Source organism: Enterococcus sp. AZ050 (assembly GCF_051715085.1).
Classification (GTDB): domain Bacteria; phylum Bacillota; class Bacilli; order Lactobacillales; family Enterococcaceae; genus Enterococcus; species Enterococcus faecalis.
This window is the reverse complement of the sequence record NZ_JBIOTC010000001.1, coordinates 2628526-2647652: the sequence shown is the minus strand read 5'-3', so window position 1 is coordinate 2647652 and position 19127 is coordinate 2628526. Positions and strand designations below refer to the sequence as shown.

At 36.0% G+C, this 19127-nt stretch carries 26 protein-coding genes; 2 read left to right on the top strand and 24 right to left on the bottom strand.

The window, feature by feature from the left end; translation table 11 throughout:
• Window positions 1-98: 98 nt before the first annotated feature.
• From IGJ04_RS13040 to IGJ04_RS12980, 13 genes are all read right to left on the bottom strand, one after another.
• Window positions 99-248, bottom strand: a complete 150-nt coding sequence (locus tag IGJ04_RS13040) for a hypothetical protein (RefSeq protein WP_438840284.1) — start codon at window positions 246-248, stop codon at window positions 99-101.
• 87 nt (window positions 249-335) lie between these two features.
• Window positions 336-491 (bottom strand): hypothetical protein, encoded by a 156-nt coding sequence (locus IGJ04_RS13035; RefSeq protein WP_438840283.1) that lies wholly within the window; start codon window positions 489-491, stop codon window positions 336-338.
• A gap of 442 nt (window positions 492-933) precedes the next feature.
• Complete coding sequence (locus IGJ04_RS13030) at window positions 934-1767, bottom strand: ATP-binding protein (protein ID WP_438840282.1); 834 nt, start codon at window positions 1765-1767, stop codon at window positions 934-936.
• Window positions 1768-1787: 20 nt separating this feature from the next.
• Window positions 1788-2639 carry a DnaD domain protein gene (locus IGJ04_RS13025; protein ID WP_438840281.1) on the bottom strand — a complete coding sequence of 284 codons (852 nt, stop codon included), beginning with the start codon at window positions 2637-2639 and terminating at the stop codon, window positions 1788-1790.
• A gap of 2 nt (window positions 2640-2641) precedes the next feature.
• On the bottom strand, window positions 2642-2839 hold the full coding sequence (locus tag IGJ04_RS13020; RefSeq protein ID WP_438840280.1) for a hypothetical protein: 198 nt from the start codon (window positions 2837-2839) through the stop codon (window positions 2642-2644).
• A complete protein-coding gene (locus tag IGJ04_RS13015; protein WP_438760793.1) occupies window positions 2839-3213 on the bottom strand; it encodes a hypothetical protein in 375 nt (124 codons plus the stop codon). The genes IGJ04_RS13020 and IGJ04_RS13015 overlap by 1 nt, the downstream gene beginning before the upstream one ends.
• Complete coding sequence (locus IGJ04_RS13010; protein WP_438840279.1) at window positions 3213-3371, bottom strand: hypothetical protein; 159 nt, start codon at window positions 3369-3371, stop codon at window positions 3213-3215. Before IGJ04_RS13010 ends, IGJ04_RS13015 begins: the two co-directional genes overlap by 1 nt.
• Before the next feature lie 215 nt (window positions 3372-3586).
• On the bottom strand, window positions 3587-3757 hold the full coding sequence (locus IGJ04_RS13005) for a hypothetical protein (RefSeq protein WP_438840278.1): 171 nt from the start codon (window positions 3755-3757) through the stop codon (window positions 3587-3589).
• Window positions 3758-3989: 232 nt separating this feature from the next.
• A complete protein-coding gene (locus tag IGJ04_RS13000; protein ID WP_438840277.1) occupies window positions 3990-4274 on the bottom strand; it encodes a DUF7336 domain-containing protein in 285 nt (94 codons plus the stop codon).
• Window positions 4271-4993, bottom strand: a complete 723-nt coding sequence (locus IGJ04_RS12995; protein WP_438840276.1) for a BRO family protein — start codon at window positions 4991-4993, stop codon at window positions 4271-4273. Before IGJ04_RS12995 ends, IGJ04_RS13000 begins: the two co-directional genes overlap by 4 nt.
• Window positions 4994-5097: 104 nt before the next feature.
• A complete protein-coding gene (locus IGJ04_RS12990) occupies window positions 5098-5409 on the bottom strand; it encodes a hypothetical protein (RefSeq protein ID WP_438840275.1) in 312 nt (103 codons plus the stop codon).
• Between the two features lie 81 nt (window positions 5410-5490).
• Window positions 5491-5679 carry a hypothetical protein gene (locus IGJ04_RS12985; RefSeq protein WP_325847804.1) on the bottom strand — a complete coding sequence of 63 codons (189 nt, stop codon included), beginning with the start codon at window positions 5677-5679 and terminating at the stop codon, window positions 5491-5493.
• Window positions 5680-5720: 41 nt separating this feature from the next.
• On the bottom strand, window positions 5721-5930 hold the full coding sequence (locus IGJ04_RS12980) for a helix-turn-helix domain-containing protein (protein ID WP_438840274.1): 210 nt from the start codon (window positions 5928-5930) through the stop codon (window positions 5721-5723).
• A 143-nt stretch (window positions 5931-6073) separates the two neighbouring features.
• Between IGJ04_RS12980 and IGJ04_RS12975 the strand changes: the two genes are divergently transcribed.
• Both IGJ04_RS12975 and IGJ04_RS12970 read left to right on the top strand, forming a co-directional pair.
• Window positions 6074-6688, top strand: a complete 615-nt coding sequence (locus IGJ04_RS12975; protein WP_438840273.1) for a helix-turn-helix domain-containing protein — start codon at window positions 6074-6076, stop codon at window positions 6686-6688.
• An 82-nt stretch (window positions 6689-6770) separates the two neighbouring features.
• Complete coding sequence (locus IGJ04_RS12970; protein ID WP_325847807.1) at window positions 6771-7916, top strand: site-specific integrase; 1146 nt, start codon at window positions 6771-6773, stop codon at window positions 7914-7916.
• 440 nt (window positions 7917-8356) lie between these two features.
• On the opposite strand, the gene IGJ04_RS12965 is transcribed toward IGJ04_RS12970, so the two are convergent.
• From IGJ04_RS12965 to IGJ04_RS12915, 11 genes are all read right to left on the bottom strand, one after another.
• Window positions 8357-9550 carry a GNAT family N-acetyltransferase gene (locus IGJ04_RS12965; protein WP_033626699.1) on the bottom strand — a complete coding sequence of 398 codons (1194 nt, stop codon included), beginning with the start codon at window positions 9548-9550 and terminating at the stop codon, window positions 8357-8359.
• Window positions 9551-9607: 57 nt separating this feature from the next.
• The gene (locus IGJ04_RS12960; RefSeq protein ID WP_010707738.1) at window positions 9608-11002 is read right to left on the bottom strand and encodes a glycoside hydrolase family 1 protein; all 1395 of its coding nucleotides are present in this window, start codon (window positions 11000-11002) and stop codon (window positions 9608-9610) included.
• An 83-nt stretch (window positions 11003-11085) separates the two neighbouring features.
• Window positions 11086-12363, bottom strand: a complete 1278-nt coding sequence (locus tag IGJ04_RS12955) for a PTS sugar transporter subunit IIC (RefSeq protein WP_002355920.1) — start codon at window positions 12361-12363, stop codon at window positions 11086-11088.
• A gap of 65 nt (window positions 12364-12428) precedes the next feature.
• Window positions 12429-12749, bottom strand: a complete 321-nt coding sequence (locus IGJ04_RS12950) for a PTS lactose/cellobiose transporter subunit IIA (RefSeq protein ID WP_002355919.1) — start codon at window positions 12747-12749, stop codon at window positions 12429-12431.
• Between the two features lie 22 nt (window positions 12750-12771).
• A complete protein-coding gene (locus IGJ04_RS12945; RefSeq protein WP_002355918.1) occupies window positions 12772-13098 on the bottom strand; it encodes a PTS sugar transporter subunit IIB in 327 nt (108 codons plus the stop codon).
• A 275-nt stretch (window positions 13099-13373) separates the two neighbouring features.
• On the bottom strand, window positions 13374-13784 hold the full coding sequence (locus tag IGJ04_RS12940) for a DUF3284 domain-containing protein (protein ID WP_438840272.1): 411 nt from the start codon (window positions 13782-13784) through the stop codon (window positions 13374-13376).
• A complete protein-coding gene (locus tag IGJ04_RS12935) occupies window positions 13784-13984 on the bottom strand; it encodes a DUF3188 domain-containing protein (RefSeq protein WP_002361416.1) in 201 nt (66 codons plus the stop codon). Before IGJ04_RS12935 ends, IGJ04_RS12940 begins: the two co-directional genes overlap by 1 nt.
• Before the next feature lie 13 nt (window positions 13985-13997).
• Window positions 13998-14216: a hypothetical protein gene (locus IGJ04_RS12930; protein WP_002355915.1), complete on the bottom strand. Its 219-nt coding sequence runs from the start codon at window positions 14214-14216 to the stop codon at window positions 13998-14000.
• A gap of 43 nt (window positions 14217-14259) precedes the next feature.
• Window positions 14260-15723 carry a PTS sugar transporter subunit IIC gene (locus IGJ04_RS12925; RefSeq protein ID WP_002369870.1) on the bottom strand — a complete coding sequence of 488 codons (1464 nt, stop codon included), beginning with the start codon at window positions 15721-15723 and terminating at the stop codon, window positions 14260-14262.
• 141 nt (window positions 15724-15864) lie between these two features.
• On the bottom strand, window positions 15865-16182 hold the full coding sequence (locus IGJ04_RS12920; RefSeq protein WP_002355913.1) for a PTS sugar transporter subunit IIB: 318 nt from the start codon (window positions 16180-16182) through the stop codon (window positions 15865-15867).
• A gap of 229 nt (window positions 16183-16411) precedes the next feature.
• Window positions 16412-19117 (bottom strand): sigma 54-interacting transcriptional regulator, encoded by a 2706-nt coding sequence (locus IGJ04_RS12915; RefSeq protein ID WP_002355912.1) that lies wholly within the window; start codon window positions 19115-19117, stop codon window positions 16412-16414.
• Window positions 19118-19127: the final 10 nt, after the last annotated feature.

Below are 19127 nucleotides of genomic sequence, written 5' to 3'. Positions count from 1 at the left end.
ATATAGCCCTCTGGGTTATCCAGTCAGACATATCATTCACTTGTCATTATTATAGCATAATTAATTCGTTTGCGGTATAAATTCATGATAAAATATAGCTATTTTTTGACAATTCTTTCTCCTGAAACCTCACTTTTATAGGTAACTACATCATCTTGAATTTTTAGCGTTATCTCCCCAAAATGGATATTCGTTGATATCTCTTGTTTTTCGCCTTTGTGATTAATAAAAATGATTGTATTTCCCATTATTTCGCCCTCTCTATATTCTCTTGCTGTGCATCTTTTCGAGTTACTTATCAATATAGGTTTTAACCTTAGCATTTCTTAGCAATCTTAGTACGTAGATTCGATGAAAAAATCAACGGGGGGAATTTTCCCTTCGTTAAGATATCCGATATATCTTCTGATATCCTTCATTAATTCTGAATGTTTCTTTCCAATCATTTCTGCTACTTCATTACTCGTTAGCGTTTGCGTTAATTGATTCATTTGTATTTCCCCCTTCATATAGTTGGTATTTCTCTTTTATAGGCAGGTCGAAATTTTCGACTTGGCTATTGATTTCAAAACAGAGTTACTAATAGTTACCTCGTTATCATTCAAAGTGATAGCGACCTAGCGAATCGCTACATCATCTCTTGGCCATCTTTCAGCTAGGTCGCTATTTGATACTTAGCTCTAATAAGTAAAAAAGTCAGGTTTAGTCAGGTTCTATATTTAAAATTTAATGTTTGGTTTTGTAAAGCTCTTTTTTAGGGCGGAAGAAACGGAAGATTTTTTTAGTTCTTCTTTTCTCCCAATCGTAAATCGTGTACCATAATTAGATAAACACCATTTAACAGCTCATATATTCGATTTAAGGCGTTCTAATCTATAGATAAGGTATTTTTACTCAAAACAAACCAAAACCCCTTAAATCGAATGTGAGCCTCTATTTTTTCATACTTCTTTTATCTCTTGTTTCTTTAAACGTTACGATGTAACCTTTACTATTCCTCAACATTCTTGATAAAACTCTATTTCCATAGGAAAACTTAAGCTGTTCTGAACTTAAATTAGTTGTATAGATAGTTGCCATATTTTGTCTAGCCTCTGTTATTGAGGTCATTATTTCGGTATCGTAATCACTTGCTTTTTTTACTTTCCCAACTTGGCCCAAATTGCTTCCCACATCATCAATAACTAGCACATCCGCCTTTTTTATTTCATTCATTGTTCCACCTACTATAAGTTTCTTCACTTGATTATCACTCATAGAGTATCTCAATTGATTTAATAACTCTTGATAATTGATAAAAAGGCATTTTTTTGTATAGTTTGATTGTTCCAGTATCTCTTTTAATACACTCATAGCTAGATGTGTTTTTCCTACCCCAACACCACCAACTAGCAATAAATGCTTGTTATTGCCTTGTTTATAACTTCTACAAAATTCTATGCTCTTTCGCTTAGCAATTGTTGTTTCTTGATTATCAGGTTCGTAATTGTCAAATGTACATTCCCATGTGCCGATGTCTGTAACAATAGAACTTTGTTTCATGTAATTAATATGCAATTGTTTAATTGATTCTTTGTGTTTAGTATCTATCAAATACTCTTCTTTCTTTTGCATCTCACCATAATGACAATTCATACACGCAGGCAAACTTCTACGAACTCCATAATCACCATCACGTAATTTCCAAGCATAAAGTGGTTCTTTACACCGTGGGCAACTGCCTACAATATCAAAATGTTCTTTTAGGTCAATCTTCAATGGTCTCATTTTTTTACCTCCCAGCTCGTTTAAAAGCCTAAATCAGCATAATCACTATCTTGTCCCCACTGGTCTTTAGTCTGTTGCTCTTCTTTGTTTTTCTTGTCGTTGGCTTCAACATCTTTAACTGATAAATACTTGTTTTGTTCCCAATCTTTCAATATAGCATTGGCGTAACCGTAGTTACGTTTATTACGGTCTATTGCTATTCCTAACGCATGAATAATTAATTCCACCGCATTCTCTTGTGTAGCGCCTATTTTTTCAAAATCAGTAATCCAATAGTCAAAATCTTGCATTGTCTTTTGTGCTAATGTTCCAAATCCATTTGATTCGTAGTAGTGGTAGATTTTTTTCAGACCTTCTTCTCTACTTCTACTCTTCTCTATATCTTCTCTATCTCTATCTCTTCTCTTAGTTACATGACTGTTACTTTCGGTTACATAACCGTTACTTTGTAACGCTTTTTCGTTACTTTGTAACGATTCTTGTTTTTTTCGTTCTCTGTACCTTCTTACACGGTCTGCGCTATAACTTTCAGACCCTAATAATTCGGGAACCCGATTCAAAAAGTATTCATCATCTTCGATAATTTCTAATAACCCCTTATTTTCTAGGTAGTTTATAGTAATGGATACATCTTCTGGGGCTTCATCTAAAGTTAATGCAATTTCTTCCGAAAAATTATCTCCAATAGCTTCAAAATACAACTTTCCTTCATCTCTAAGACTTAATAAAAGCATTTTAAGATATATGATGGTATAGGTATCCCCTCCAGCTATACGCCGTAATAACTTGATTTCCTTTTGATTAAAAAAATCTTCTTTTAACTGTAGCCAGTAATAACGCTTTTTCTTTGGATTATTTTTATACTTTGTCATAATTATCCCTCCAATGATTCAACCCACTCAGCTAACTTTATAAGAGGTATGCGGATAACCTCTTTCTTTTGTTTTTGTGCTGCCTTACGTAAACACTCAATTAAAATCTCTCGTTCTTCTGGCGTTGATTGCTTTGCGTATATCATCACTTCTTTTATTTCATCAATAATTTTTTCTGGGCAAAATTGTTTTGTATTCATCAAACTAGCACCTCCATTAATTGCAATTGTTCAAGTTCGTATTTCAAACTGTCACGAACAAATTCGGCACCTTTCAATTGATTTTGATATTTGACCCATGTATTAAACGTTTTGATCCTTGCCTCTTTTAAATCGGTCTTTTGTAACCATTCTTTGAAAATCTGCTCTTTTAAATCGTGAATTTCTGTACACGTTTCTTTATATTTAGCATGTTCTCTTAAAACGTATAAAATAGCTAATTTATCTTTATAATGTCTACCAAACCGAATTTTATCGATACTAGCCTCTAATTCTTCTATCCCTACATTGATTTCTTCTAATTTATAATTATCAAGTTGTCTCAAAATTCTAGATTCATATCTATTCATTTCCATTATTTGCGCCCTCCGTTTTCCATTTGATAAGCATGTTCGTCATAAGCCATGTATAAATACACCACTAAACCTGTGAAAATAGTTAATTTTGCGATTAATGGTAATAAGCCGAAAAATCCGCCTATTAAAAGGCATAAAATTATTAAATTTCGTTTCATTTTGTATTTTCCTCCAGTTTTGAGGGCAAAAAAAAGCCCTTATTCGTTTGTTTGAATAAGGGTATAGCAAAATACCCTTATACTTTTTGCACAGCAAACAAGCCATGCCATTGACGTATAAAGGCATACAGTGGTATTATATTTGCATGCCGTTTATACGGTGGTGCTCTCTAGTTGTTCAAACTTTGGTCGGTGGGAACAGCTAGGGAGTTTTTTTATAGATCTTCTCGCAATTTTTTTATACCTCTTCGGATAGTTTCGGATTTATCAACATTCTTTTTAGCCATATATTTATTTAAAATGTCTTCTGAATCCTTGTCTAATCTAATCGTTATCCTTTTTTCTGAAGTATTTAACGCTCGACGACCTCTTTTTTTATCAGTCAAAAAGTACTCACCTCTTTTCGTCTGACGATATAATTATATTACAAAACGTCTGACGAATTGTCAAGCACTTTTTCTAAAAAATATAAACTGCATGCTTTTATTCTACTGTCAATGTGCTATACTAGAGAAAAGTTTATAGGGATGTTCCCTACTTTTCGTGCCTTTTACTCTGTCCGCCAAGACTTGTTGAGTAAAGGCTTTTTTCTTTTCTCTCGTACATGGTTGTTTACTCCTATCCAATCAATTCATACTCTAGTTTTTTATTCCGGTATTCATGATTTAACTCTACTTCATCAATAAAAAGTATATCTGCTGTAGCTTTGTATTCGTCTTGTTTAAGTAGATAGCCTTTTTCGCTGATTGGGATATCTAAAATACTTGATGCTAACTCCAAAGCGTAACTTTGCTTTACTTCCTGTGCCTTTTCAAGTGAATCAAACACTCCGATAATTTCAAAATTAGGAAACTCCTCCACACTATCCATATGCGTATTACTCATTAATAAGTACAACTTCATCTCGCTACCTCCTTCTTTTTGGTTTCAATCGTAATGTTAATTGAATCACCTTTTAAAATCGTTGCTATATCCTTAAAGGTAAATCCAGACTCCAGAAAAACGGCTATTCGATTTAGATAATCATTGTATTTCTTTAGTTGTTGCTCATCTAATAACTCAGCTAACACTCGATCATCAGATACATCTAAACTTTTCTTATAGCTTCCTACTGATTTGTAGCCTGTTACCAACTCGCATAACAATTGAGAAAAATTAATACATCTAATTTTTACTTTTTCCGCTGGAAAATGTTTAGCGATTATAGTGTTTAAATCTTTATGACTCTCTTTGTTGATTTCTCGACGTTCTTTCCATACAAGTTGACCACGCTCTAAAGCATCTAATACACTGTATATCCAATCAAAAAAGGCATCTGCTTTTGGCTGTCCTGATTTTCGGCAAATCTCATAAATACCATGTTTACTATAAAGGATTGTTTCTTGTTCTCCTCCGAGGGGGGCGCAATTTGAGCCCCCCTTAACTTTGGCTACGATTGAAAATTTATCCATCCGGCTTTTGTTTCTTATATGAATATCCTTTATCGCTTTTCTAGGATTTTTGTACCCCAATACCTCACCAATCTGCTCACGGCTCATATAGTAATTATGTTTTGAGTCCTGCCAGACTTCGACCATTTCACCCTGAAACAATTCTTCTTGTGCTAATACTAATTCTTCCATTAGTTTATACCTCCTTAAAACTGCGAGATGTCATCCACGACTATTTATTTTCTGAAACTATGTGCTTATCTTGGCTTCTCTTCTATTGGCGTGATGGATTTTTATTATTCATTTTCGAGAAGCCAAGCAGTTATCTGACGTTTTGAAAAAACCTGTTTACGTTCTGACAGTGTTTTCCCTGTTGGTAGTCCTTTTGCTATCAATTCATCTAAATAAGCTTCGGAACAGTTGTTTAAAAACCGCCTTACACCTACTCTCGTATAGATGAGGTCATTGTCGAGCTCGCTATCTTTTCTAGCTCGCTCAATCGCTTCTAAGGTAGTCTCATACACTTGCTTACTGATTTCATTCAGTTGCTTTTTATTAAGCGTATGGCACACCTCAACGACAAAAGGTGATATTTCGACTTGCTCCATTAGTTAGCCCTCCTCTTTAGGTCTGCATATTTTTATGCCCCCTCATGTTAGGGGAGCTTGCGCTTTTTTACGCAACCCCCATTAGCTTTCTTTCTGCGCTGCTAATAATTCATCAATCGCTTTTTCTACTCGTGCTTTACGATCAGAAGTTAATTCTGTACGTAACCAAACACAAAAACGGCTGTCAGAAATTCCAATTTTTTCTGCTACTTCCCAGTTACGTAGGCGATTCATGAAGATACGATCGCGTATTTCCTGATTTGCTTTCATTTTCTTACCTCCTTTGGCGGTGTTTGCAGTTGATCCATTGATTAACCCTCCTTATAAATTTTTTCATTTACTAGCCAGTCAACTAACTTTTTATAGACTGTTTTTCGCACAGACAAGATTTTTTCATTTTCAATCTGTCCTAGCGTTTTAGATGAAATACCAATTTCTTGAGATGCCTTTTCTAAAGTGATATTTTTTCTTGCTCGGCGCTCACGTAGTTTGGCAATCATTTCTAAATCTAGTTCAAACATTTCTCCACCTCCTTCACTCACGATATGTGAATATCATATACTCACAATTTGAGAATGTCAACTTTTAAATTCACAAATCGAGAATAAAATTAGACAATTGGGATGTTAACCAGTATAATAGTTAACATCGAGAGGTGAATTTAGTGGAAAATAGAATTGCGGAATTACGAAAAGAAAAAGGGCTCACATTAAAAGAACTGGGGAAAGCTCTCAATATTCGAGATAACACCCTAAGTCAATACGAGACTGGGAAAAGAAATCCTCAGCTCGGTTTGCTACAGGAAATCGCTGACTACTTTGATGTATCAATTGAATATTTACTCATGAACACCAACCGCAGAGATTATAAGTTGAAATCGGATAGAGATGCTTTACGTCTGCTTCACCACTTGGACGAAGGTATTCTTAACTTTTATGAATTATCTAAATCCACATCATTAAATCTTGCGATATGGATTGCAAAAAATACAAAAACACTTGAATCTCCTGAAAATAAACATCTTGTATCTGCTGCAAACTCATTCTTTGCAACATTTCTTTCCGAAAATGAGGTTTTAAAACACTACAGTACTTTTAGAAAGAAAGAACAAGAACTTTTTAATGATATCGAAGAAAAGTTAATGCTAGAAGAAGATTATCACGGAGCTACTCCAAAGCAGGTACTAGATTTTATCAAAGAATCAGAACGGATTAGTTTCAAAGATATTGATAAAACTTTAGATTATATGAAATCCCTACCTGATGATGATTCAGACTAGTAATTTCCCCCTGTCCAAAACTGGACAAACTCCTATACATATCTACATACTATTGGCGTGGTGGTAGATAGGAGAAAAAACAATGACACAAATTAACAAATATACAAAAAAAGACGGTACAACCGCCTATATGTTTAATGCTTATGTAGGACGTCATCCAAAAACTGGTAAAAACGTTTATCGTAAGCGACAAGGATTTAAAACAAAAAAACAAGCACAGATTGCGCTTGCCGAAATTCTGAAAGATATAGAAGAAAATGGGTTGAATAACAAGCCTTCTGTTTTAACGTTTAAGCAACTTTACGAGAAATGGTTAGCACAGCAACGATTAAACGTTAAACCCTCTACAATCGCTCTTAACAGACGTTTTATAGAAAGGCATGTCTTACCTTATATTGGTGAGTGCAAACTTGATGAAATAACTGTAATTCAGTGCCAAGATTTAGTTAACAAGTGGTTTAAGCAAGGATATAAACAATATACTTATTTTCGCAAAACAACCTCTCAAATTATGCGCTATGGCGAATCAATGGAACTGATGCATAATAACCCAATGAGTAAAACCATTGTTCCTAAACGGCAAGAAGAAGAAAAAAAGTTGCAATTCTATACGAAAGAAGAACTAACCCATTTTTTTGATTGTCTAAAACAATATGGCAATTTTAAACAGTTAGCCTTTTTTAGACTGTTAGCCTTTACTGGTTGCCGTAAAAGTGAAATTTTAGCTTTGCAGTGGAAAGACTTAGATATACTGAAAAAAAGTGTGATAATTGGAAAAACACTTGCGCTAGATGAATTTAATAATATACTCATTCAAACACCTAAAACATCTTCTAGCACACGTTCTATCAGCCTAGACAATGAAACAATTAAAATTATGTCAAAATGGCGTACAATCCAACGGAGCGATTATTTTCAAATGGGTTTTAATACATCTAGCGAAGAACAATATATTTTCACGAACGACCGCAATGAGCTGTATTATCCACAAGTGGTTAACGATTGGTTGAATTACCTAATAAAAAAGTATAAACTGCCAAGAATTACACCTCATCACTTTAGGCATACACACGCCAGTCTTTTATTGCAAGCTGGTGTTCCAGTAAAAGAAGTAAGTGAAAGGCTTGGGCATAAGGATGTGAAAATCACTCTTGAAATATATTCTCATGTTATGCCAGAAGAAGCAGAAAAAACAGCCGATAAGTTTGCTAATTTTTTAGGTTTTTAATCTATGCACAGACAAATGCACAGACCTTTACTAATTTACAGTAAACAAAAAAGCTAGAACCCCTATATAAATAAGGTTTCTAGCATATGTAATAGGTTTACCCTACGATACTACGAGAACAATCTGTTTTAATTTTAGAAGTCTTCACTACATCTGTCAATAGACAAAAAGAAAGTATCCCGCATAAACAATTATGCGAGATACTTTCTTTCAGTGAAACACGTCGTTCGTTTATCTATTATTTTTTTTGCCGCCGATCAAGAATCATTTTTCCTAAATAATAAAGTCCTGTCGCAATAGCTATATATTGCCCAATTTTATTATTGCGTGCAACTTTTTCTTGTTTCGTTTTCGCCATTGTCCCCATCACCTTTCTAAAATAATTCTTTTTACATTTTTATTATAGTAGGTTCTGTCATTTTTTGCGAATAAACACACTTTTAAAAATAATCTTCTAAAATTGGCATGTCTTTGACTAAACGTTGGCCTAAACGTTGAACTGTCGTTGCATCTCCTTGCAAGCGTTCATAAAAAGATAACGTTTCTGCTGAACGATAGCCCAAGAATAGTTGCGTCCACGTTTGGATATCTGCTTTCAAAGCAGCAGTCCCTTCTTTTTCCACAGCACCTTTAGTCACTGTTGCTTTTCCTTGTTCGTCAATTGTGATTGTCCAAATGCCTTCATTCCATGGCCCATAGGAATCTTCAATCTCTAAAGAATACGTTTCTTTTTCTCCTGATTGAAATGGATACTTTTCCAGAAATGTTTGTAACTCAACGATTCGTGCCATCATGTAAGGTAAAATTTTTACAGAAGCTGCTGGCGTTGGCATTAAATCATTTAAATCTTTTCCAGCAAAACCATTAATCCAATGGAACGATTGAACGGAACCACTATGTGAGCCAATAAACCCAGCTAAAGCTTTAAAAGCTGTATTAGTTAAATAGTTCCATTCTACGATTTCAAAGGTGCCAGCAGCTATCCGATAAATCACATAGCCTTCCGCTTTCCCTTCTGACGAATAATAAATCGCTTGATTATTTGGTTTACTTGCACGATTCAGCGTATAATCCAGCCACCAAGTTTCACGGATCACACCACCAGAGTGCGCTCTTTGATTTTCAAGGTATACGTCTTTAATGACCTCTTTACCGTCAGCCCAAGAAACTCGTTTAATGGTACCTGGAACTCGTTTAACACGTGGCCAATCTTCCGTTTTAATTGTATACTCTGCTTGTTCAAATGTTTGTTCATAGCCATATTGACGATAAAATGGATATGAAAACGGTGCTAAGTAAGAAAGGGCAACCTTTTGTTTCGCTAAATCAGCCAACATTTCTTTCATAATAGCAGAGATGCCGCCTTCACCACGATATTCTGGATAAGAAGCCACATAGCCAATTCCAGCCATGGGATAGCGGACACCATGGAAATTCACTTGAAAAGGTGTCGCCATCACTTGACTTGTTAATTGCTCATCAATTAGGAAGCCATAGCTTTGCGTATGTGACAACAATTTTTCAAAACGTTCTTGGCGTTCCGCCGTGGGTTCCTGATTAAAAGCATAGATGACAAGATCAAACATCTCTTTCATTTCTTCTTTGCCCATTTTTTTGACTCTTTTAGTTGTCATTTTCTTTCCTCCTCGCACATTGTATCAATTCATTTTATCACAGAAACGGTTCTCTTTCTAAAAGCCGTTATTTGCTGTCATTTCTTTGAACCAACGACCGCTTTTCTTAATGGTCCGTTTCGCGTCATCATCTAAATCCACAGCGATGAAGCCATAACGATTTTTATAGGCATTGAGCCAAGACCAGTTATCCATACACGTCCACATATGATATCCTTGAACATTACTACCTTCTTGAATCGCTTGGTGCACCCATTTCAAGTGATCTTGCACGAATTCAATCCGATAATCATCTTCAATGACTCCTTGTTCATTGACAAAGCGTTCTTCTCCTTCTACGCCCATGCCATTTTCTGAAATGTAGCAGCGAATATTGCCATAATTTTCTTTTAAATTCATTAATGTATCATAAATACCTTTTTCGTAGATTTCCCAGCCACGGTAAGGATTCATTTTTTTGCCAGGCATATCGTAGACATCATAAAAATCTTCTGGAAGTAAGCCTTCTGGTCGTGTTTCAACAGGTGTTTCTTTTGCTTTGGCACGACGTGGTTGATAGTAGTTTACTCCTAATAAGTCCACAGTATTTTCAGCAATTATTGCTAAATCTTCTGGCGTTGTTTCTGGCAATAAGTCATTTGCTTTCGCCCAAGCAACCATATCTTCTGGAAAATGACCTTTAACAGCCGGGTCTAAAAACGAACGGTTAAAGAAACCATCGACAAATTTAGCCGCATTTACATCGGCTTCGTTGTGCTCATCACGAGGATAAGTCGGCGTTAAGTTTAAAATAATGCCAATTTCACCTGATAAGTTCATAGAATGATAGACGGCAATCGCTTTGGCACTAGCTAAAGCTTCATGATAGAGTACTTGAATCCCTTCTTTTAGATTCACTTTATCAGGATAATGCCAGCCATAGAGATAACCACCTTCAACTGGTACAATTGGTTCATTGTGCGTAAACCATTTTTTCACGCGATCGCCAAACAATTCAAAACAGGTTTTGGCAAAGTCAACATACAAATCAACCACTTCACGGCTTTCCCAACCGCCTTTTTCTTGAAGTACCATCGGCATATCAAAATGATACAAGTTCATAAAGGGCTCAATCCCGTGTTCTAATAAATCATCAATGACTTGATTATAAAAATCAACTGCTGTTTGATTGACTTTTCCTGTTGTAGGATCTGGAATTAAACGGCTCCATTGAATGGATGTTCGAAAAGAGTTATGTCCCGTTTCTTTCATTAACCGAATATCTTCTTGGTATTTTTTATAAAATTGTGAGGTCTTATCTGGACCGACTTGTTGAAAAAATTTTTCTGGCGCTTCTTGATACCAAAAATCCCAAATATTTTGACCTTTACCATCACCTTCAAAAACGCCTTCTGTTTGAGGACCGCTGGCTGCAGAACCCCACCAAAAATTTTCTGGAAATTGATATTTCATGTTGTTTGCTCCTTTACGATTTAATCATTAAAAAAAGGATTGAACCCTCCGTAAGAGTCCGGACGATTCAATCCTTCGATTTTTTACTCAGCTGCTTCTGCGGCTGCTTCTTGTTTCAAGTATTGATCTGTTGCTACTTTTACGAAAGGCATGTAGATCAAAATAGAAATCAATAAGTTAACAGCTGCTAAAACTCCGCCGGCGATACTCTTCGTTGCTAAAAATCCGCCAATAATTGGTGGTGTTACCCAAGGTGGCATAAAGGTTGCAGCTGGTACTAAACCAGTTGCTGTCGCCACATACGCAACAGTTACAAGAACCATTGGGACTAAAATGAATGGGATAAACATAATTGGGTTTAAAACAATTGGTAAACCGAACATGACTGGTTCATTAATATTAAATAGTCCTGGTGCTAAACTTAAGTTTGTAATGACTTTGTATGGTTTGTTACGACGACCAACGATAAAGATAGCAATTAACAGACCTAATGTTGCTCCTGTTCCACCTAAGTTTACAAATGAATCAAAGAAAGGTTTGTTTACAATATAAGGAATTGCTTTACCTGCTTCTAAAGCTTTAATGTTCGCATCAATCGCTGGTACGTTGATTGTTTGCATTAATGGGTCAACCATGTTGGCACCATGTAAACCAAAGAACCATAAGAATGGTGTAATGAAAGCTAACAATAATGCTGATGGGTAGCTGTTTGCAAGTCCCATAAATGGTTGTTGAACTGCTTCATAGAATGAAATAACGATATTGTCAATTCCTAAAGCAAATAGAATTGATGTAATTAAACTAAATAAACTGATTGTAATCATTGCTGGTAATAATGCCGCAAATGATTTTGCTACTGCTGGTGGTACACCATCAGGCATTTTGATAACTAATTTAGGATTGCCAGATAAACGTTGGAATAGTTCTCCTGAAATAAGTGCAATAATCAAAGCAATAAATAATCCAGTTGCGCCCATGCCTTCTAAGCCGCCAACTGCGAAGAATGAAGCTACAGAAACTGTACCGGCTGCAATGCCGTCTTTTCCATAAGATTTAACTAAATTGTGTGCTACTAAAAAGGCTACTAAAACGGCAAAGATTGCGAATGTACCGTTCCAAATGTTGCCACCAAAGCTTTTCCAAATTGGTGCATCGTTATACATCATTGGGAAAATTTTGTTTAAAAAGTCCTCATATCCTGGAATTGGAATATTATTAATTAATACCGCCAAAGCCCCTAAAATCATTAATGGCATCGTTACGACAAACGCGTCACGAATTGCTACCAAGTGCCGTTGCGCTGCGATAACTGACGCTTTCGGCATAAAGTGTTTCTCCATCCATTGAACAAATCCGTCCATTGTTATTCCTCCTAATTAACGCTTTCTCAAGCGCGTTTTTCTTATAAGACGCATTGACAACGAGATTACTCGTTATCAATACGGCGATAAAGATCGATAATTTCTTTTGCTAAATCTGTAAATGCAATCGCAGTCATTAAATGATCTTGACTGTGCACTGTTAACAATGTTACTTGCATGTTATTGCCTTTTGCTTCTTCTGTTAACATTCCTGTTTGCGAATGATGTGCATGTACAAGTGATTCTTCTGCATCTGCAATTTTTTTGTCTGCTAATTCAAAATCCCCCGATTTTGCTGCGGCAATCGCTTCCATTGCATCGCTTTTAGCATTTCCGCCATACATGATTAAACCCATGATTGCTTCTAAGTTCTGTTGTCCGTCCATTACCTCTACCCCATTTTCTGCTCTAGTTTGATGATCCCATTAATGAAATTGCTTGATCTAAAACTTTTTCGCCATTCATCATGCCATAGTCCGCCATGTTAATTACATCTAAAGGAATCCCTTTTGGTTGTAATTTTTGTTCAAATTGCCCTTTCATGAAACGAACTTGTGGGCCTAATAATAAAACATTTACCTCTTTATTTTCCAAGTTTGTATCTGCTTCAGAAGCCGATACTGCAAAGATGTCTGCTTCCATGCCACGATCTTCTGCTGCTTTTTGCATTTTTGTTACTAATAAACTTGTGCTCATTCCTGCGGAACAAACTAACATAATTGTTTTTTTTGCCATTTTCCTTCATCTCCTAAATTCTCTTTGTTTTGCTTTACACCTTTATATAAGCAAGAAGCGTGCCAAGTTTCAACACATTGAAAACCTTGATATGACAACGTTTTTCAACATGGAAAGCGTGTACACACTAAAAATAAAACGATTACACACAGCTTTTTTGTGTGCGTTTCCAAAATAATAGGGCCACAAAAAAAAGTGAGCGATAAGTCGAAACGACTCATCGCTCACTTTCTAAAGCTGAAGAGAATCAACTGGACAAAAGCCGCTTTTTCCCTTTAAGCAGTTTCCATTATTTTAAGCATTTTATAAAACTGTTTCTTTTTAAAATAACTTAAAAAGATACCTAATACTGCATCATTCAGTTTTTGTAACGCCCCATAAGAAACCATTGTTTCTGTATAACGCAGTTCACAGCTTTTTTCATCAATTGGCTGTAGCTCATACCGCACCGAGAAATCATTTTTAGTTGTGGATGTTCGAAATTGATAGGTCTTATTTTCTACAGCTTCTTCAATAACTATTTTCACGCGACTATTTTTACTATATTCTTTGATATATTCAAACTTACGTAACTGCTTTCTTGTAAGAGTTTTGCCTGTTTGCTTACGGATATCAAAAATAACAGAATTCATTAATTGCGTGTAAAATTCATCTGCTGAAATAGTTAATGTTTTCGTAATTTCCATTACCGTTTCACCTCATCCTTTGTCGCCTCTTCTTCAGCAACTTTTTTTCCTTTAAAAAACAGGTAACCACCAAGTCCAATGAGAAAAATCCCCGTTGTCAGACTTAATAAATCATAGTTTAAGGAGCTGGGATTCAACGAATACAAAACAATCAAGAAGCCAATACTACATAAAAATAATCCATTTCTAATCATTTTCATCCATCCTATCTTTTTAGACTACCGTTGCTTGGAAGTATAAAACGCCACCCCAAGGTTGTTCCTTAATCAGCTGTTTTGCAACTTGTGCAGCAGTTTCAGGGTCTCCTTCAACTTCAAAAAATAACTTAATACCATTCTTTTCTTTAAAAGTAAATGTTTCATTTTCCCCTTGATATGCCTCTAATAAAGTAATAATTTCCTCTTGCTTCATTGCACTTGCAATCGAAATCATGCCGCTTGCTCCTTTCTATACAAGTAATTGCTGTTTTTATTGCTTATTGCTCTCTTTCGCCTAATGCAGGATCCATTTTGTTAGCAGCGATAACAAACGGTGTCCAAATCAAGAAAGTGACTACCATACATACCAACGCTACGATTGGTGCGCGCCAGTCGGCACCTGTCGCTAAGAAAGATAATAGCAACGGCGGTGTCACCCATGCGACTTGTTGAGAAACTGGGGCGACTAGCCCAAGATACGTTGCAACCCAGCCAATTGTAGTAGCAACTAATGGCGCAATTACAAATGGAATAAACATAATTGGATTCAGAACAACTGGTAAACCAAACATAATCGGTTCATTGATATTAAAGATCCCAGGTCCTAATGATAATTTACCGACTGTTAAATAATCTGCTCGTTTGGAGAATAACAAGATTGCAATAATTAGGACAATTGTACCGCCTGAACCACCAAACCAAGCAAAAGCATCAAACGAACCACGGACCCACATGTAGGCTTTACCGTCGTCAATAGCGGCTAAAACCGCAGCTGTTCCTGTTTTTCCTTCATAACCTTTTTGGAAAATATCAATATTGATTAATTGTGCTTGTCCCCAAATTCCTTCAAGAACTGGTGCCAAAACGTTTGGACCGTGAATACCAAAGAACCAGAAAATTTGAACAAAAACTGTTACGATTAACACAGCTCCTAGTCCTTGTGATAACCCAAGGAACGGTTCCGCGATATATTTTTGAATTAAGTCAATTAATAATTGACCGCCTGAAAGTTTTGACACCGTAAAGTTAATAATCGCTACGACATACAACGCGATTGTTGCTGGTAAAATTGCCGCAAACGCTTTTGAAACTGCTGGTGGAACAGAATCAGGCATTTTTATTGTTAAATCCGCTTGCATTAATTTACAAAAAATAATGGTTGATAAAGCGCCCATAATCATCACCGTAAAGAAAGCGTTACCATTTAGATGGTTGAGATTTAACCAACCCCATGGATTGACAGTCAATTGATTATTAGCAATTGACGCACCAATTTCTGCCCCATTAATTGCGTTGGCAATCTTTTCTGGCACTTTCACAGCTAATTCAGCTGTGTTATTTGGTGCAAAAGCAACACCTGAAATTAAGGTAGCTAAACTGACAATCCCACCAGCTAGCTCATTCACATTGTATGCTTTCGCTAAGTTATAGCCCCAAGAAAAAGCGAAAATCAAACCAGCGATAGCCAATGTACCATTCCAAACAAAACCATTAATCCCAATGATGACATTCAATACTGCAAAAATACCTTTGTCTGCTTCCAAACTTGCCGCATAAGTTGAGACAAACTCTTGGGGAAGATCTCGAATAATTGCGTTAATCATTACGGCGACTGATCCAGCCATTGTCGCAGGTAATGTACCAATAAAAGCATCCCTTAGTGCCACCAGATGTTTCTGTGCACCAATTTTTGCGGCAGTTGGTAAGATATATTTTTCCATCCATGCCATTAATCCGTTCATTTTTATTCCTCCTGTATCCATTTATATTTATTAAAAAGGCAGTAGCCTCATTAAACGAATGAATCGAGCGTACAAAATAAAACCTTTGGTAACATGCACTATCCTTGTTTGCTATTCACTTTTCTTAAACGTTTTAATTCCTTATCCCATTAATGAGATTGCTTGATCTAAAACTTTTTCGCCATTCATCATGCCATAATCTGCCATGTTAATTACATCTAAAGGAATCCCTTTTGGTTGTAATTTTTGTTCAAATTGCCCTTTCATGAAACGAACTTGTGGACCTAAAAGTAAAACATTCACCTCTTTATTTTCCAAGTTTGTATCTGCTTCAGAAGCCGATACTGCAAAGATGTCTGCTTCCATGCCACGATCTTCTGCTGCTTTTTGCATTTTTGTTACTAATAAACTTGTGCTCATTCCTGCGGAACAAACTAACATAATTGTTTTTTTTGCCATTTTTTCTTCATCTCCTTAAAAGTTATGACGTTATACACTTTATTTATAGCAATAATTGTGCCAAGTTTTTTCCTCATTAAAATACTGATATAACAGCTTTTGTCATCAAAAAAAGCGTGCACACACTAAAAGAAAACGCTTACACACATGAAATTGTGTGTAACTTACAAAAAGAAAACATCAAGAAAAAAGAGAGCGTTTTCTCATTTCTTGATGTTTTTTTTATTTATTATTGTTTACTTTTAATTTCATTTTCTAAAAACATTTGGGTAACATGCGCAACTTCTGCTTCCGGGATCGTCACACGATACGCCCGTTCAATTAACATAAAATTCGTGCGTACGACATCGATTTCTAAACGATGTGTTTTAACATATTCCGCTAAGTTTGGAAAAGTTCTTGCTTCTTCTCCTTTAATTAAAGCATCTACCAGAAAAGCCAAATGAATCATGATTCCGGCATCCACCCCTGGTTCAACAATAATATGCATGTCTGTTTGTATTTGATGAACTGTTTTTTGTAACATGAGAATTAATTTTTGTAAGGAGTCCACAGAAGTAATAACGCCACTTAGTGAATGAACAATTGTATCAATCGCCACTTCATCACTAGCAATCCGTTTCAGTACATTTAATTTTTCATCATCAAAAATATCATAGACGGAAAAGAAGGGAATATTTTGATATTCAACATCCACAGTTCCCGCAATGGCCTTAATTTCATATTCTTCCATCAAGTTGTCGATATGCTTTTTAAACGTTTCTCGTTCAATAAATTGCATTTGAATCAGTTCCACTTTTGTTTCATCAATAACGGGTAAGATTCGTTGGTATAGTTTTGCGGCGACCCCTTCTCCAGTAAAGCACGTCACGATTACTGCTTTTTTAACATTTTGACGTTTTTGCAGACTAGAGCGAAATTGTTCTCTCACAACGCTTTCAAAAGAAAGTTGAATATTTTGGTAAATGTCCTCTAAGCTTCGTCCCACGCTTGCCATTCGAATAGCTTCTAAGACAATCATTGTGCTCGTCATTGTAATCGCCTTCGTTCGGATACCTGTTTCTTCAAACAACATATTTCCAAACGAATTTAATGAACCCATATCCGTCAGTAATAAAATCCCATTATTTAACGATTCTTTTTGCGTAATTACTTGGTTTCGTAATTGTTCATACATTGTTTGAACTTCCATCGTTAACGGCATATTCATCGCTGTTCCGATTGATGTTCCTAAAAGTTCTTGGGCGGTTTTCAACATACTTGAGGCAGTAGAATCCCCATGCATTAAGACGAACACACCAACATTATTTTCTGGAGTTCTTTCTTCTTTACCGACATTAATAGATAAAAACATACTAATAAAGCCAATTTCATCGAAAGGAATCTCTATGTTGTTCTCTTCTTCAATAATAGAAGATAAATCTAAGGCTACTTGAAATTCTTTTTTCATGTTTTTACGGACATTATTTAAATCAGGATGGACAATCACGTGACCTTCTTTGACACGTTCAATCGTACTTTGTAAATGAAGCGCAAAGGCAAAGCGTGCTGTTTCATTGTACGTGTGTTCCAAACGCTCTTCTGCGATATCATAAAGACGATTCGTTAAGTCCCAAATAGCTTCTGGTAATAACTCCTTATGTAAAGAATGTTGGGTTAATTCTTCGACATAATTTTTAAAATACGCATTCATATCTTTAGAAATCAATTCTTCTAAATCAACATTTTCTAAGTCAGCTTCAGACAAGTCAGCAACTTTTTCTTCGATTTCATTGTAAACTTGCATGTCTCTAGCTGGATCTTGCGACCAAACAATTTTGTTGGTACCTGGTTGGAAAGATAAATAATTACTTTTACTGTCGACAAATTGATCCAAGCGCTCAGGTACTTCTTTAATTTTTAATAATCCTTTTTGGACAGGTAACGACAAATCCCGTTTACGGATAACCAAATGTTCTAAATTGTGCGTCCGATAATAAAGAAATGACTTAGCACAAACTAATTTTAAGTCCCGCTTCACCTGACCAATATTTCCTTCTGCATCGTATAACATGAACGCCAAAACTGCTTCGCGTTCGATATCAATTTGTTGGCCCAAACGTGTTGCCTCTTGCTGAATAAATAACGAAATGATGGCATAACGCTCATCTAGCGTCCGTGCATCTAAAGATGGTAATGTAATCGACATCGGAATCCGCCGATTAAAAGTGGTTAAAAAGTTTTCTGAGGATTCCGTTGTCGCACCAATAATTTGAACAGAGGCTTCATAGGTTTGGCCACTTTCTCCTAATGGACGGTACACGCCTTTATCAATAAACGTAAAGAGCATTTCTTGACCTTCTGGCGGTAAACGATGAATTTCATCTAAAAAGAGAATCCCGCCATCTGCTTTTGCCATTAAGCCTGGACTATCTTCATTCGCACCAGTATAGGCGCCTTTTTTTACGCCAAAGATATGACCAAATAATAATTGTGGGTTTTGTGCATAATCAGCACAATTAAAAGAGACAAAAGGGGCATCTTCATCTAAGGTTTTTGAATCAATGGCAAAACGGTACATACATTCAGCAAAAAGAGATTTCCCTGTTCCTGTTTTCCCAAAAATAATCGTATGCAAACCTCTTGGTGGATATAAAATAGCCGCCTTGGCCTGCTGAATACTCACTTTTAAAGAATCATTGGCACCTACTAATGTGTCAAAACTAACAGAGGTGGACTCATCTACATGGACTTGTTCTCCTTCATTGATTGTTGGCACTGAATAGATAACAGGACGTCCAGTACTTCTAGTAATTTTCTTTTCTTTGAATAATTCATTTAAATAACGGCTGGCATTACTGCGATCAATCATTAACTGTTCTGCTACCGCTCCTGCCGTTAAGCCAGTTTCATTTTTTTGAAGTAACGCTAAGATTTCTTCCTTCCGAGATTTCATGGAATCCTCC

Excerpts from the sequence above, each read along its gene's own strand:
- IGJ04_RS13030 (WP_438840282.1), bottom strand. The coding sequence starts at position 1,767 with ATGAGACCATTGAAGATTGACCTAAAAGAACATTTTGATATTGTAGGC.
- IGJ04_RS13040 (WP_438840284.1), bottom strand. The coding sequence starts at position 248 with ATGGGAAATACAATCATTTTTATTAATCACAAAGGCGAAAAACAAGAG.
- IGJ04_RS12935 (WP_002361416.1), bottom strand. The coding sequence starts at position 13,984 with ATGAAAATGATTAGAAATGGATTATTTTTATGTAGTATTGGCTTCTTG.
- IGJ04_RS12920 (WP_002355913.1), bottom strand. The coding sequence starts at position 16,182 with ATGGCAAAAAAAACAATTATGTTAGTTTGTTCCGCAGGAATGAGCACA.
- IGJ04_RS12940 (WP_438840272.1), bottom strand. The coding sequence starts at position 13,784 with ATGGAAATTACGAAAACATTAACTATTTCAGCAGATGAATTTTACACG.
- IGJ04_RS13000 (WP_438840277.1), bottom strand. The coding sequence starts at position 4,274 with ATGAAGTTGTACTTATTAATGAGTAATACGCATATGGATAGTGTGGAG.
- IGJ04_RS13010 (WP_438840279.1), bottom strand. The coding sequence starts at position 3,371 with ATGAAACGAAATTTAATAATTTTATGCCTTTTAATAGGCGGATTTTTC.
- IGJ04_RS12950 (WP_002355919.1), bottom strand. The coding sequence starts at position 12,749 with ATGGACGGACAACAGAACTTAGAAGCAATCATGGGTTTAATCATGTAT.
- IGJ04_RS13025 (WP_438840281.1), bottom strand. The coding sequence starts at position 2,639 with ATGACAAAGTATAAAAATAATCCAAAGAAAAAGCGTTATTACTGGCTA.
- IGJ04_RS12990 (WP_438840275.1), bottom strand. The coding sequence starts at position 5,409 with ATGGAGCAAGTCGAAATATCACCTTTTGTCGTTGAGGTGTGCCATACG.
- IGJ04_RS12995 (WP_438840276.1), bottom strand. The coding sequence starts at position 4,993 with ATGGAAGAATTAGTATTAGCACAAGAAGAATTGTTTCAGGGTGAAATG.
- IGJ04_RS12925 (WP_002369870.1), bottom strand. The coding sequence starts at position 15,723 with ATGAACGGATTAATGGCATGGATGGAAAAATATATCTTACCAACTGCC.
- IGJ04_RS13035 (WP_438840283.1), bottom strand. The coding sequence starts at position 491 with ATGAATCAATTAACGCAAACGCTAACGAGTAATGAAGTAGCAGAAATG.
- IGJ04_RS12980 (WP_438840274.1), bottom strand. The coding sequence starts at position 5,930 with ATGTTTGAACTAGATTTAGAAATGATTGCCAAACTACGTGAGCGCCGA.
- IGJ04_RS12945 (WP_002355918.1), bottom strand. The coding sequence starts at position 13,098 with ATGGCAAAAAAAACAATTATGTTAGTTTGTTCCGCAGGAATGAGCACA.
- IGJ04_RS12915 (WP_002355912.1), bottom strand. The coding sequence starts at position 19,117 with ATGAAATCTCGGAAGGAAGAAATCTTAGCGTTACTTCAAAAAAATGAA.
- IGJ04_RS13015 (WP_438760793.1), bottom strand. The coding sequence starts at position 3,213 with ATGGAAATGAATAGATATGAATCTAGAATTTTGAGACAACTTGATAAT.
- IGJ04_RS12970 (WP_325847807.1), top strand. The coding sequence starts at position 6,771 with ATGACACAAATTAACAAATATACAAAAAAAGACGGTACAACCGCCTAT.
- IGJ04_RS12965 (WP_033626699.1), bottom strand. The coding sequence starts at position 9,550 with ATGACAACTAAAAGAGTCAAAAAAATGGGCAAAGAAGAAATGAAAGAG.
- IGJ04_RS12960 (WP_010707738.1), bottom strand. The coding sequence starts at position 11,002 with ATGAAATATCAATTTCCAGAAAATTTTTGGTGGGGTTCTGCAGCCAGC.
- IGJ04_RS12930 (WP_002355915.1), bottom strand. The coding sequence starts at position 14,216 with ATGATTTCGATTGCAAGTGCAATGAAGCAAGAGGAAATTATTACTTTA.
- IGJ04_RS13020 (WP_438840280.1), bottom strand. The coding sequence starts at position 2,839 with ATGAATACAAAACAATTTTGCCCAGAAAAAATTATTGATGAAATAAAA.
- IGJ04_RS12985 (WP_325847804.1), bottom strand. The coding sequence starts at position 5,679 with ATGAAAGCAAATCAGGAAATACGCGATCGTATCTTCATGAATCGCCTA.
- IGJ04_RS12955 (WP_002355920.1), bottom strand. The coding sequence starts at position 12,363 with ATGGACGGATTTGTTCAATGGATGGAGAAACACTTTATGCCGAAAGCG.